Annotated in this window: 13 protein-coding genes; 5 read left to right on the top strand and 8 right to left on the bottom strand. The window is 64.8% G+C overall.

Annotation, left to right across the window (positions count from 1 at the left end; all coding sequences use genetic code 11):
* Positions 1–59 precede the first annotated feature (59 nt).
* The 5 genes from DC366_RS05375 to DC366_RS05395 are packed head-to-tail and all read left to right on the top strand — an operon-like array spanning position 60 to position 6018.
* On the top strand, positions 60–536 hold the full coding sequence (locus tag DC366_RS05375; RefSeq protein ID WP_108691162.1) for a formate dehydrogenase subunit gamma: 477 nt from the start codon (positions 60–62) through the stop codon (positions 534–536).
* Positions 533–2050 (top strand): formate dehydrogenase beta subunit, encoded by a 1518-nt coding sequence (locus DC366_RS05380; RefSeq protein WP_108691163.1) that lies wholly within the window; start codon positions 533–535, stop codon positions 2048–2050. Before DC366_RS05375 ends, DC366_RS05380 begins: the two co-directional genes overlap by 4 nt.
* Positions 2047–4971, top strand: coding sequence for a formate dehydrogenase subunit alpha (gene fdhF / locus DC366_RS05385; protein WP_108691164.1), 2925 nt, complete (start codon positions 2047–2049; stop codon positions 4969–4971). The genes DC366_RS05380 and fdhF overlap by 4 nt, the downstream gene beginning before the upstream one ends.
* A gap of 5 nt (positions 4972–4976) precedes the next feature.
* A complete protein-coding gene (gene fdhD, locus DC366_RS05390; protein ID WP_108691361.1) occupies positions 4977–5795 on the top strand; it encodes a formate dehydrogenase accessory sulfurtransferase FdhD in 819 nt (272 codons plus the stop codon).
* On the top strand, positions 5785–6018 hold the full coding sequence (locus DC366_RS05395; protein WP_108691165.1) for a formate dehydrogenase subunit delta: 234 nt from the start codon (positions 5785–5787) through the stop codon (positions 6016–6018). The genes fdhD and DC366_RS05395 overlap by 11 nt, the downstream gene beginning before the upstream one ends.
* Before the next feature lie 37 nt (positions 6019–6055).
* Here DC366_RS05395 and DC366_RS05400 read toward each other — a convergent pair whose 3' ends face one another.
* From DC366_RS05400 to DC366_RS05435, 8 genes are all read right to left on the bottom strand, one after another.
* A complete protein-coding gene (locus tag DC366_RS05400; protein ID WP_108691166.1) occupies positions 6056–6901 on the bottom strand; it encodes a metal ABC transporter permease in 846 nt (281 codons plus the stop codon).
* Positions 6898–7797 (bottom strand): metal ABC transporter permease, encoded by a 900-nt coding sequence (locus tag DC366_RS05405; RefSeq protein WP_108691167.1) that lies wholly within the window; start codon positions 7795–7797, stop codon positions 6898–6900. The genes DC366_RS05400 and DC366_RS05405 overlap by 4 nt, the downstream gene beginning before the upstream one ends.
* A complete protein-coding gene (locus DC366_RS05410) occupies positions 7794–8702 on the bottom strand; it encodes a manganese/iron ABC transporter ATP-binding protein (RefSeq protein WP_108691168.1) in 909 nt (302 codons plus the stop codon). Before DC366_RS05410 ends, DC366_RS05405 begins: the two co-directional genes overlap by 4 nt.
* A 56-nt stretch (positions 8703–8758) precedes the next feature.
* On the bottom strand, positions 8759–9667 hold the full coding sequence (locus DC366_RS05415; protein ID WP_108691169.1) for a metal ABC transporter substrate-binding protein: 909 nt from the start codon (positions 9665–9667) through the stop codon (positions 8759–8761).
* Positions 9668–9811: 144 nt separating this feature from the next.
* Positions 9812–10579, bottom strand: coding sequence for an ABC transporter permease (locus DC366_RS05420; RefSeq protein ID WP_108691170.1), 768 nt, complete (start codon positions 10577–10579; stop codon positions 9812–9814).
* Positions 10576–11298, bottom strand: a complete 723-nt coding sequence (locus DC366_RS05425) for an ABC transporter permease (protein ID WP_108691171.1) — start codon at positions 11296–11298, stop codon at positions 10576–10578. The genes DC366_RS05420 and DC366_RS05425 overlap by 4 nt, the downstream gene beginning before the upstream one ends.
* 9 nt (positions 11299–11307) lie before the next feature.
* Positions 11308–12069 (bottom strand): transporter substrate-binding domain-containing protein, encoded by a 762-nt coding sequence (locus DC366_RS05430; RefSeq protein WP_439331651.1) that lies wholly within the window; start codon positions 12067–12069, stop codon positions 11308–11310.
* A gap of 67 nt (positions 12070–12136) precedes the next feature.
* Positions 12137–12946 carry an ABC transporter ATP-binding protein gene (locus DC366_RS05435; RefSeq protein ID WP_108691173.1) on the bottom strand — a complete coding sequence of 270 codons (810 nt, stop codon included), beginning with the start codon at positions 12944–12946 and terminating at the stop codon, positions 12137–12139.
* Between the last annotated feature and the right edge of the window lie 97 nt (positions 12947–13043).

Raw genomic sequence — 13043 nt, forward strand, 5'->3', positions numbered from 1 at the left:
ATATTGATTTGACGTTATCAAAACGGTTGCTTCGGGCGAGTTCACCCAAGAGGCCAGCCATGCAATCACCATCGCCAGCAACGTCCCACGAGGACCTGCGCGCCATCGTCTCGGACCACATGCATCTTGAAGGGCCGATGTTGCCCATGCTGCACGCGATCCAGGCCGATTTCGGATACATCCCGGAGGATGCCATTTCGGTGATCGCCGATATGCTGAACATGACCCGCGCCGAGGTTTATGGCGTGGTGACGTTCTATCACGATTTCCGCAAGGCTCCGGCCGGGCGCCACGTGGTCCGGATCTGCCGCGCGGAGGCGTGCCAATCGGTGGGTGGCACGGCGCTGTCCGAGGCGGCGCTGGCCCGTCTGGGAATCGGCTGGGGCGGGACCACCGCCAACGGTGCCGTGACGGTCGAGCCGGTCTATTGCCTTGGCCTGTGCGCCTGCGGCCCGGCCGCGATGGTCGACGGCAAGGTCGTCGGGCGGCTGGATGCGGCCCGGCTGGACGCGCTGCTGGCGGAGGCGGGCGCATGAAGATCTATATCCCGATGGACAGCGCCGCCAAGGCGCTGGGCGCCGATGACGTGGCCGATGCGGTCAAGGCCGGGCTGGCCGAACGCGGCATCGAGGCGCAGATCATCCGCAACGGCACGCGCGGCATGATCTGGCTGGAGCCTCTGGTTGAAATCGACAGTGGCGAGGGGCGCATCGCCTATGGCCCGGTCAACGCGCAGGACGTGCCTGCGCTGCTGGACGGCAAGATGGACAGCCTCGGCCGTGTCGAGGATATCCCGTTCTTTGCCCGCCAGACGCGCCTGACCTTTCAGCGCTGCGGCGTGATCGACCCGCTCGATCTGGCAGCATACGAGGCGCATGGCGGTCTGGCTGGCCTGCGGCGGGCCGCCGCGATGACCGGCCCCCGGATCGTCGAGGAAACCACGACATCCGGTCTGCGCGGGCGCGGTGGCGCGGGTTTCCCGACTGGTATCAAGTGGAAGACCGTCTGCGAGGCTGAGGCCGATCAGAAATACATCGTCTGCAATGCCGACGAGGGCGACAGCGGCACCTTCGCCGACCGCATGATCATGGAGGGCGATCCCTTCAGCCTGATCGAGGGGATGGCGATTGCCGGTCTGGGTGTGGGCGCGACGAAGGGCTACGTCTATCTGCGCTCGGAATATCCCGATGCGATTCGCGTGATGAACGCCGCTGTTGAGATTGCGCGCGCGCAAGGTGTGCTGGGCGCGGATATCGCCGGATCGGGCCGCGCGTTCGACATGGAAATCCGCGTCGGCGCCGGCGCCTATGTCTGCGGCGAGGAAACGTCGCTGCTCAATTCGCTGGAGGGCAAGCGCGGCGTCGTACGCGCCAAACCGCCATTGCCCGCGCTGGAGGGATTCCTGGGCAAGCCGACCGTCGTGAACAATGTCATCTCGCTGGCCACCGTGCCGGTCATCTTCGAGAAGGGCGCGCAGCATTACGCGGATTTCGGGCTGGGGCGCTCGCGCGGAACCGTGACCTTGCAGATCGCGGGCAACGTGGCGCGCGGCGGGCTGTTCGAGACGGCCTTCGGTATCAGCCTTGGCGAGGTGGTCGAGGATATCGCAGGCGGCACGCGCAGCGGAAGGCCGGTGAAGGCGGTGCAGGTCGGCGGCCCCTTGGGCGCCTACATGCCGCGCGAGAAATTCGACACGCCCATGGGCTATGAGGAGTTTGACCAGAACGGCGGGCTGATCGGCCATGCGGGGCTGGTGATCTTCGATGACAGCGCCGACATGCTGCAGATGGCGCGCTTTGCCATGGTGTTCTGCGCGGTGGAATCCTGCGGCAAATGCACCCCCTGCCGGATCGGCGCGACGCGCGGGGTCGAAACCATCGACCGCATCGCGCGCGGCGACACCGCCGCGACCGGGCTTCTGACGGATCTTTGCGAGACGATGAAGGAAGGCTCGCTTTGCGCGCTGGGCGGTTTCACGCCTTTTCCGGTGATGTCCGCGCTGACTCATTTTCCAGATGATTTTGCGACCCGCAAGGAGGCAGCAGAATGAAAGATTTCATCATTCCGACCAAGGACATGGACATGGGCACCCCGGCAAGGCAGGGCGCGCCGGTCACGCTGAAGGTCGACGGCTTTGACGTGACGGTTCCCGAGGGCACATCGGTCATGCGCGCGGCTGCCGAGTTGGGGATGCAGATCCCCAAGCTGTGCGCCTCCGACAATCTGGAAGCGTTCGGATCCTGCCGGCTTTGCGTGGTCGAAATCGAGGGGCGGCGCGGCACGCCCGCCTCCTGCACCACGCCGGTCGCGGATGGAATGGTTGTCCATACGCAATCTGAGAAGGTCAAGAGGATCCGGAAAGGCGTGATGGAGTTGTACATTTCCGATCACCCGCTGGATTGCCTGACCTGTTCGGCCAATGGCGATTGCGAATTGCAGGACATGGCCGGGGCCGTCGGTCTGCGCGACCAACGCTACGAGGCGGGGCGCAACCATTACGACACATCGGGCGCCGGAATGCTGGCTGCGGGCGATATTCGCGCCCGAGCGCCGCAGGGCGACATGGGCAATCCCGACTATATCCCGGTGGACGACAGCAACCCATATTTCACCTACGATCCGGCTAAATGCATCGTCTGCAATCGCTGCGTGCGCGCCTGCGAGGAGGTGCAGGGCACCTTCGCGCTGACGATCGAGGGGCGCGGGTTTGACAGCCGCGTGTCGGCGGGTGCGGCGGGCGATGATTTCATGGCCTCCGATTGCGTCAGCTGCGGCGCCTGCGTGCAGGCCTGCCCGACCGCCACGCTGCAGGAGAAATCCGTGATCGAGATGGGCACGCCCGAACGCTCGGTCATCACCACCTGCGCCTATTGCGGCGTCGGCTGTTCCTTCAAGGCCGAGCTGAACGGCGATCAATTGGTGCGCATGGTCCCCTACAAGCACGGCAAGGCCAATCGCGGCCACAGCTGCGTCAAGGGCCGGTTTGCTTACGGCTACGCCAATCACAAGGACCGCATCCTGAGCCCGATGATCCGCGAGCGCATCGACGCGCCGTGGCAGGAGGTCAGCTGGGACGAGGCGCTGAGCTTTGCCGCGCAGCGGATGCGCGGGCTACAGGAGACCTACGGGCGCAAGTCCATCGGCGTCATCACCTCCAGCCGCTGCACCAACGAAGAGACGTATCTGGTGCAGAAACTGGCGCGCAACGTGTTCGGCAACAACAACACCGATACCTGCGCGCGGGTGTGCCATTCGCCCACGGGCTATGGCCTGGGGCAGACCTTCGGCACGTCGGCCGGCACGCAGGATTTCGATTCGGTCGAGGAGACGGATGTCATCATCCTGATCGGCGCCAATCCAACCGATGCGCACCCTGTTTTCGCCAGCCGCATGAAGAAACGGCTGCGCGCGGGTGCCAAAATGATCGTCGTGGACCCTCGCCGGATCGATCTTGTCCGCTCGGCCCATGTCGAGGCATCGCATCACCTGCCGCTGCGCCCCGGCACCAACGTGGCGGTGGTCACGGCGCTGGCGCATGTGATCGTCACCGAGGGGTTGATGGATCAGGATTTCATCCGCGAGCGGTGCGACTGGGACGAGTTTCAGCACTACGCCGAATTCGTGAGCGAGGCGCGCCATTCGCCCGAGGCGACCGCGATGCTGACCGGCGTCGATCCGGCCGAGCTGCGCGCGGCGGCGCGCCTGTTCGCGACGGGCGGCAATGGCGCGATCTACTATGGGCTTGGCGTGACCGAGCACAGCCAGGGCTCGACCACGGTGATGGGGATTGCGAACCTCGCCATGCTGACCGGCAATATCGGGCGGCGCGGCGTGGGCGTGAACCCTCTGCGCGGTCAGAACAACGTGCAGGGCTCGTGCGACATGGGCAGCTTTCCGCATGAGCTGCCCGGCTATCGCCACGTCAAGGGCGAGGCCACGCGCGAGGTGTTCGAGAAGATCTGGGGAACCAGGATTGATCCCGAACCGGGCCTGCGCATTCCCAACATGCTGGATGCGGCCGTCGATGGCACGTTCAAGGGACTATACTGTCAGGGCGAGGATATCCTGCAGTCGGACCCCGACACCAAGCATGTCGCGGCGGGCCTTGCCGCGATGGAATGCGTGATCGTGCATGACCTGTTCCTGAACGAGACGGCGAATTACGCGCATGTGTTCCTGCCCGGCTCGACCTTTTTGGAAAAGGACGGCACCTTCACCAATGCCGAGCGCCGCATCAACCGCGTGCGCCGCGTGATGGCGCCGCTGAACGGCTATGCCGATTGGGAGGTGACGCAGCTTCTGGCCAATGCGATGGGCGGCGACTGGCACTATACCCATCCCGCGCAGATCATGGACGAGATCGCGTCGACCACGCCCAGTTTTGCCGGTGTCGATTACGCGCTGCTGGAGGAAAAAGGCAGCGTGCAATGGCCTTGCAACGAGGAGCATCCAGGCGGCACGCCGCTGATGCATGTGGACGGGTTCGTGCGTGGCAAGGGGCGCTTCATCGTGACCGAATACGTGGCGACGGACGAAAAGACCGGCCCGCGCTTTCCGCTCTTGCTGACCACGGGGCGCATCCTGTCGCAATACAACGTCGGCGCGCAGACGCGGCGCACTGAAAATTCGGTCTGGCACGATCAAGATATGCTGGAGATCCACCCCCATGACGCCGAAGTGCGCGGCGTCAACGACGGCGACTGGGTCAAGCTGGCGAGCCGCGCGGGCGAGACGACGCTGCGCGCGCGCATCACCGACCGCGTCAGCACCGGGGTTGTCTATACCACCTTCCACCACCCGGACACGCAGGCGAACGTCATCACCACCGATTTCTCGGACTGGGCAACCAACTGCCCGGAATACAAGGTGACGGCGGTGCAGATCAGCCCCTCCAACGGGCCGACCGAATGGCAGGAGGACTATGCCGAGCAAGCCGCGCAGGCCCGGCGCATCCTGCCCGCGGCGGAGTGATGCAGATGGCCATCCCCTCCGCGATCAGCCGCAGGGCCGTGTCGCTGCATCCCGGCGGCGCGGCCGATATCTGCCGCGCCCTGCCCGAGGAGGTGCCGGTCGCCATCGTCTGCAACGGCACCTCGCAGGCGGTGATGATGGCCAGCCCCGGCGACATCGCGGATTTCGCGCATGGTTTCGCATTGTCCGAAGGGTTCATCACGTCGCTGGACCAGATCGAGGCGTTCGAGGTGGCCGAGCACGACAGCGGCATCGAGGCGCGGTTCTGGCTGCGCCAAGGCCGCGCCGAGGCGCTGGCCGCGCGGCGTCGCTTCATGGCCGGGCCGGTGGGCTGTGGCCTCTGCGGTATCGACAGTCTGGCCGAGGCGATGCGCCCCTTGCCGCAGGTGCGTGCCGGTCTCGGCCTCAGCCGGGCCGAGCTGATCCGCGCGACCGAGGATCTGCGCGCGCATCAGCCGCTTCACGATCAGACCCACGCCACCCACGCTGCCGGATTTCTGGTGCCGGGGCAGGGGATTACGCATGTTCGCGAGGATGTGGGCCGACACAATGCGCTGGACAAGCTGATCGGCGCGCTGGCGCGGCAAGGGGTGGATGCGGCGGGCGGCGCAATCGTGATGACGTCGCGCCTGTCGGTCGAGCTGGTGCAGAAATGCGCCATCGCGGGCGTGCCGGTCCTGATCGCCGTCTCGGCGCCCACGGCCCATGCGCTGCGCCTTGCCGAAGGTGCCGGGATCACGCTGGCCGCCTTTGTGCGCGGCGCGCGCGCGCAGGTCTATTCCCATCCCATACGTATCACGAACGAGGTGCCCCATGTCGCCTGACAAGATGGTCTATATGGCCAACCAGATTGCCACATTCTTCAAAAGCCAGAAGGAGGCGGACCGCGTGCAGAATGTCGCGGCCCATATCAGCGATTTCTGGGAGCCGCGGATGCGTGCGCAGCTGAAGGCGTATATTGCGGGCGGCGGTGCGGGGCTGGACCCGCTCGTTCTGGCCGCCGCCGAGCAGGTCCCCGAAGCGCATCTCGAAGAAAACGTGAGCTGATTTAGTGCTGCCTTATCGACGTGTTATGCGGGAAAGCTCACGCTTCGGCGGCGGCGCGTCTTGAGGTGCGGCGCGTGATTGCCAGCCGCCGCAGGAACGCGAGGATGAAGACGCCCGTCAGGATCAGCACGATAGTCGGCGCGGGGGCGGAATCGATATAGAAGCTGACATAGGTGCCGCCCAGCATCGACGCGGTGCAGATCAGCACCGATGCCCACAGCATCCGGCCAAAGCTGCGCACCAGCAGGAACGCGATCGCCCCCGGCGTGACCAAGAGCGCCACCGCAAGGATCAGCCCGACCGAGCTGAGCGTGGCGACGATGGTCAGCGACAGCGCGGCCAGCAGCCCGTAATGCAGCAGGCCCGTGCGCAGCCCCGATGCCTGCACTTGCGCCGGATCGAAGGCATGCAGCAGCAGATCGCGCCATTTCAGCACCAGAAGCGCGGTCACAACCAGCGCGATCAGCCCCGACGACCACAGATCCTTTGGCCCGACGCCCAGCATGTTGCCGAACAGGACATGGTCGAGATGCTCGTTCGTCTCGATCGAGGTGTACATGATGATGCCGATCCCGAACATGCCGGAAAAGACGACGCCCATCACCGTGTCCTGCTTGACCCGGCTGTTATGCGACAGATACCCCGTCAGGAGCGCGCAGGTCATGCCGGCCGCAAACGCGCCCACGATCAGCGGCAGGCCCAGGATCCAGGCCAGCACGATCCCCGGCAGCGTGGCGTGACTGACCGCATCGCCCATCAGCGCCCAGCCCTTGAGCACCAGAAAGCACGACAGCAGCGCCGTGGGCGGCGCCACCAGCAGCACGATCCAGAAGGCGTTCTGCATGAAGGGAAACTGAAACGGCAGCAGCAGCGTGTCGATCATGTCCGGGCCTCCTTGGCGGCGGATGCCGGGACAGGCTGTTGCCTGCGCTCCAGCGCCGCGCGGGCCTTGCGCCGGGCGGCCAGCGTGCCGTGTTTGGGGGCGAAGACGAAGGCCAGAAGAAAGACCAGCGTCTGAAGCGTCACGATCACGCCGCCTGTCGCGCCGTCCAGAAAATAGCTGGCATAGGCGCCGACAAAGCTGGTGATCGTGCCGATCAGCACCGACACCACGATCAGCCGCGGAAAGCGGTCGCAGAGCAGATAGGCGGTCGCGCCCGGAGTGACGACAAGCGCGATCACAAGGAACGCGCCGACCGTCATCATCGCAGCGACGATGGCGGCGGAAAGCAAAGCAAAGAAGACGACTTTCAGAAGGTCGGGCCGCAAGCCGATGCTGCGCGCGTGGTTTTCATCGAAGAACACCACCATCAGATCCTTCCATTTGGCCAGGAGGACAGCCAGCGATATGAACCCGATAAGGGCCAGTTGCAGCGTGTCGCCCGGCGTGATGGCCAGGATGTTGCCCATGATGATGGTTTGGATGCTGACGGACATCGGCGACAGCGAGACCATGAACAGGCCAAGGCCGAAGAACGAGGTGAAGATGATGCCGATGATGACGTCGATCTTCAGCCCCGAGCGCCCCGACAGGAACAGCATCGCGCCTGCGGCCAGCCCGCCCGCGATGAACGCGCCAAGGGCGAAGGGCAGGCCCAGCATGAACGCGCCCGCGACGCCCGGAACCACCGAATGCGAGAGCGCATCGCCGATCAGGGACCAGCCCTTGAGCATGAGATAGCATGACAGGAACGCGCAGACGCCCCCCGTCAGCGCCGACACCCACATCGCGTTGAACATGTATGTATAGCCGAACGGCTCAAGCAGGATGTCGATCATTCGGATGTCTCCGCCTTGGCCTTGACCGGCTTCTTGCGCCGCTCGCCGTAATGAACGAAAGGGCGTTCGTCATCGGTGATGATGCGCAGCTCGCGCGGGTCGTCATCATCGTGCAGATCGTCGCCGCCAAGGGTGAAGTGGCGCAGCACGCCGCCGAACGCGGATTCCAGGTTTTCGCGCGTGAACACCGTCTCGGTCGGCCCGTAGGCCAGCACGGTGCCCTTGACCAGAATGGTCCGATCGCAGAATTCGGGGACCGATCCGAGGTTGTGGGTAGAGACCAGCATCACGCGGCCCTCGTCGCGCAATTCGCGCAGAAGGGCGATGATCTGTTCCTCGGTCTTGACGTCGACGCCGGTGAAGGGCTCGTCCAGCAAGATGACCTGCCCGTCCTGCGCGAGGCTGCGGGCGAGGAAGACGCGCTTGCGCTGCCCGCCGGACAGCTCGCCGATCTGGCGCTGGCGGAAATCGCTCATCCCGACGCGGGCAAGGGCCTGTTCGACCGCCGCATTGTCCGCGGCGCGGGGGCGGCGGGTAAAGCCCATGTGGCCGTAGCGGCCCATCATCACCACGTCCTCGACCAGCACGGGGAAGGCCCAGTCGACCTCTTCGGATTGCGGCACGTAGGCCACGAGGTTGTCGCGCAGCGCCTCCTTGACGGATTTGCCCAGCAGGCGGATTTCGCCGCGCGCCGTGGGCACGAAGGCCATGATCGCCTTGAAAAGCGTGGATTTACCTGCGCCATTGACCCCGACAAGCGCCGTGATGGTGCCGCGCGGGACCTCGAAGCTGGCGTCAAAAAGCGCGGTGTGCCCGTTGCGGTAGGTCACGGTCACGTCGCGCGCCATGATGCCGCCCGCGGGGTCGGACGTGGCTGGCATATCGCTGATTGTCTGCTCGCGCATGGGCTGATCCTTGGGTGCAATGCGGGGGGCGGCGTCCGGCGCCGCGTTTACGTAATTCAATCGGCTTGCGGCGCCAGCGCGTTCGCGATCGTCTCGGCATCGATGCGCAGCAGGTCGAGATAGGTCGGCACCGGCCCGTCCGCCGCGCTGAGGCTGTCGACATAAAGCTCGCCGCCATATCTGGCGCCGGTTTCGCGGGCGACCTGCTTGGCCGGATCGGTGTTAACGGTGCTTTCGCAGAAGACCACGGGGATCTCATGCTCGCGCACGCCGTCGATGACCGCGCGCACCTGCTGCGGCGTGCCGACCTGATCGGCGTTTATCGGCCACAGGTAAAGCTCCTTCAGGCCGAAATCGCGGGCAAGATAGCTGAACGCGCCCTCGCACGTGACCAGCCAGCGGTGATTTTCGGGGATCTGCGCGATCCGGTCGCGCAGGGGCTGCACCTCATCCGTGAGCTGCTGCTTGTAGGCGTCTGCGTTTGCCCGATAGCCGCTTGCGTTGTCCGGGTCATGCTCGGCGAAGGCGGCGGCGATATTATCGATATAGATCAGCGCGTTGTCGAGCCCCATCCATGCATGAGGGTTTGCTTGTCCCTCGTAAGAGCCCGACGAGATCGAGATCGGATCAATCCCGTCCGTCAGCGTGGCCGAGGGAATGTCGCCCATGTTGGCGAGAAATTGCTCGAACCACAGCTCGAGGTTGAGACCGTTCCACAGGATCAGGTCGGCATCGGAGGCGCGCACAATATCCTGCGGCGTCGGCTCGTAGCCGTGGATCTCGGCGCCCGGTTTGGTGATCGACACCACCTGCGCATGATCGCCCGCGACGTTCTGCGCGATGTCCTGCAGGATGGTGAAGGTGGTGACCACCTTCATCGCGTCGCCATCCTTGGCCGCGGCGCCCGTGGCCAGAAGGGCGGCGGCGATAGCGGTGGTGGCGGTGCGGCGCAGGGAAGTCTTCATTTTGCGGGTCCTGTTCAGGTTGTAAACTGTGTACTGAAAATGCGAAGCACTCGCAAGAGTCAAGCTAGTTGAGAATGATTTGCAAAATATTTGTCTAGACGCGTTTCGATTTGCAGGCCGGTTTCGGCGGGGCAGGGCGCGCCTTTACTGGCGCGGGCCCCGCTGCTCGATCCAGCGAAAGCCCAGCGTGATCAGCCCCGCGATGACCAGATAGGCCAGCGCCAGCAGCAAAAGCGGCTCGTAGATGATGAACGTGTCCTGCCGCACGCGGGCGGCGACGGCGTAAAGCTCGACAATGGTGATGGTCGCGACCAGCGGCGTTGCCTTGAGCTGCAGGATCGTCTCGCCGCCCAGCGTCGGCAGGGCCTGCCGGAACGCCTGCGGCAGCCATATGCGGCGGAAGATCTTGAACCGCGGCATGCCGAAAGCGCGGGCGGCCTCGATCTGGCCTTTCTGAACCGATGCGAAGGCGCCGCGCATGACCTCGCCCTCATAGCCCGCATAAGACAGGGTCAGCGACAGCACCGCATAGGGCCAGGCCTGCCGCAGGTAGGGCCAAAGCTCGGACTCGCGGATCCACGGGAATTGCGGGAAAAGCGAGCCGAGGCCGAAATAGAGCAGCCATATCTGCAGCAGAAGCGGCGTGCCGCGGATCACCGTGCAGAAGGCGCGTGCGGGGGCGGCCAGATACCATGGTCCGATCGCCTGCGCGAGGCCCAGCGGCACGGCCAGCGCAAAGCCCAGCACGATGGTGACGACCAGCAGCCAGATCGTCACCCACAGCCCGCTGAGCGCGAGCGGCGTGTAACGGGGCAGCCAGCTCCAGTCGAGGGCGAGGGCGCACCAGAGAACGAAGGCCGCGAAGAGGCCCAGCATGATCAGGCGGCGGGGGATCAGCATCGCGCGGATCATGACGTGCCCCTATGCGATGGCTGGCCGCGCCGCGCCCATTTCTCGATCCGTCCAAAAAGGACGCCCGAAAGGAGCGTGACCATCAGATAAAGGAATCCGGCGGCGAGGAAGAAGGTGAAATAGGCCCGCGTCGATTGCGCCGCCTGGCGCGTCTCCAGCGTCAGCTCGGAAAACCCGACAACGGCCAGAAGGGCAGTGTCCTTGGTGGCGATCAGCCACAGGTTGGCAAGGCCGGGAATGGCGAAGGCCGTCATCGCCGGGATCGTCACGCGCCGCGCCAGCAGCCCGCGCGGCATGCCGAAGGCGCGGGCCGCTTCGATCTGGCCGGGCGGGACCGCCTTGATCGCGCCGCGCAGGATTTCTGTGGCGTAGGCGCCCTGCACCACGCCCAGCACCCAGATACCGGCGGCGATGCCGCTGATTTCCACCGGGCCGCGGCCCATGGCGGCGGCGATCTGGTTGATGATGTCGGTGCCGACGAAATAGAGGATGAGGATCAGCACCAGTTCGGGCACGGCGCGCACGACGGTGGTATAAACCTCCAGCAGATCGCGCACCCAGGGGCTGCCGTAAAGTTTTCCCATCGCGCCGAAGAACCCGATGATCAGGCCAAAGCCGAACGCCCCCAGCGCGATCTGGATCGAGGCCGCCAGACCGCGCAGCAGATTCGCCCCCCAGCCGGGGGGCGAAAGTGACAGAAGTTCAAGCGTTTGTTCCAAGAGGCGCGCTTATTCGCTGTAGATCGTGGTCGAGAAATACTTGTCCGTGATCTCGTCATAAGTGCCGTTTTCACGGATCTCGGCGATGGCTGCGTTCAGCTTCTCGCGCAGCTCGTCCTCGCCCTTGCGCAGACCCGCGCCGACGCCCTTGCCGAGGATGGATTCGTCATCCGGCACGTTGCCGACGATCTCGCAGCAATCGCCGATGTCGCTGTTCACGAAATCGGCCATGGCGATGCTGTCGGCCTGCACCGCGTCAATGCGCCCGGAATAAAGGTCCTGGTTCGCCTCGTCCTGGGTCTGGTAGACGCGGATCTCGCTGGCCGCATCCTCGAAGTGCTTTTGCGCATAGGCCTGGTGCGTGGTCGACGCCTGCACACCGAGGATCTTGCCGTCCAGCCCTTCGGCATTCGGGGTCATGTCGGAGCCCTTCGGCGCGACGATGACGGCTGGCGTCTTGTAGTAATGATCGGTGAAGGCGATCTTTTCGGCGCGGTCCTCGGTGATCGACATCGAGGCCATGATCACGTCGATCTGCTCGCCCAGAAGCGACGGGATGATGCCGTCCCAGCCGGTCGGCGTGATCTCGCACTCAAGGTCTGCGGCCTCGCAAAGCGCATTCGCGATCTCGACCTCCCAGCCGGACCAGTTGCCGGCGCTGTCGGGCGCGGCGAAGGGCGGGTAGGGCTCGGACGCGATGCCGATCTTGACGGTCTCGGCGGCGGCGGCGCCTGCGGTCAGAAGCGCGGCGGTGGCCGTTGCCATAATCATGTTCATTTTCATTTGGTTATTCTCCCTTGTTGATCTTATGGTTGAACTTCCGCAGGCGCCGCGCAACTTATGACACGGTCCTGAGAAACTGTTGCAGCCGTTCCGACTGCGGATTGCCGAAGACCTCTTCGGGCGGGCCTTCCTCCTCGATGCGGCCTTCGGACAAGTAGATGACGTGGCTGGCGACCTCGCGCGCGAATTTCATCTCGTGCGTGACGAGGATCATCGTGCGCCCCTCGGCGGCCAGATCGCGGATGACGGTCAGCACCTCGCCCACCAGTTCGGGGTCGAGCGCGCTGGTCGGCTCGTCAAACAGCATCACGGCGGGATCCACCGCCAGCGCGCGGGCGATCGCGGCGCGCTGTTGCTGGCCGCCCGAGAGGAACGCGGGATAGCTGTCATGCTTTTCGCCAAGGCCCACGCGCTCCAGCAACTCGACCGCGCGGGCCGTCGCCTCGCGTTTGGGGATGCCGAGAACGTGCACCGGCACCTCGATCACGTTTTCCAGCAATGTGCGGTGGGTCCAGAGGTTGAATGCCTGGAACACCATGCCCAGCCTGGTGCGGATACGCTCGATCTGTTTCGGCTTGGCGGGGGAGCCGTCGGGCTTCATGGCGATTTCCTCGCCGCCGACGATGATTCGGCCCGAACTGGGCGTTTCCAGAAAGTTGATGCAGCGCAGCATCGTGGATTTGCCCGAGCCCGATCCGCCGATGATCGCCACGACGTCGCCGCGGGCGGCGGTCAGCGATACGCCCTTGAGAACTTCCAGATCGCCGAAGGACTTGTGCAGATCCTCGACCCTGATCGCCTCCTGCGATGCGCTGTCTGTGCCGTCTGCGGCGTCCGCTTGTGGCGCGGTTTGTGCCGAACTCATGCAATGCTCCCCATTCTTGGCTTGTAGTAACTCCGATTTCGGCTAATTGTGCAACTGTATAATTACTGCACCTTGCAAACATCTTGCCTGAAAGCCC

The sequence above is a fragment of the Pelagivirga sediminicola genome (assembly GCF_003072125.1).
Lineage (GTDB): Bacteria > Pseudomonadota > Alphaproteobacteria > Rhodobacterales > Rhodobacteraceae > Roseovarius > Roseovarius sediminicola.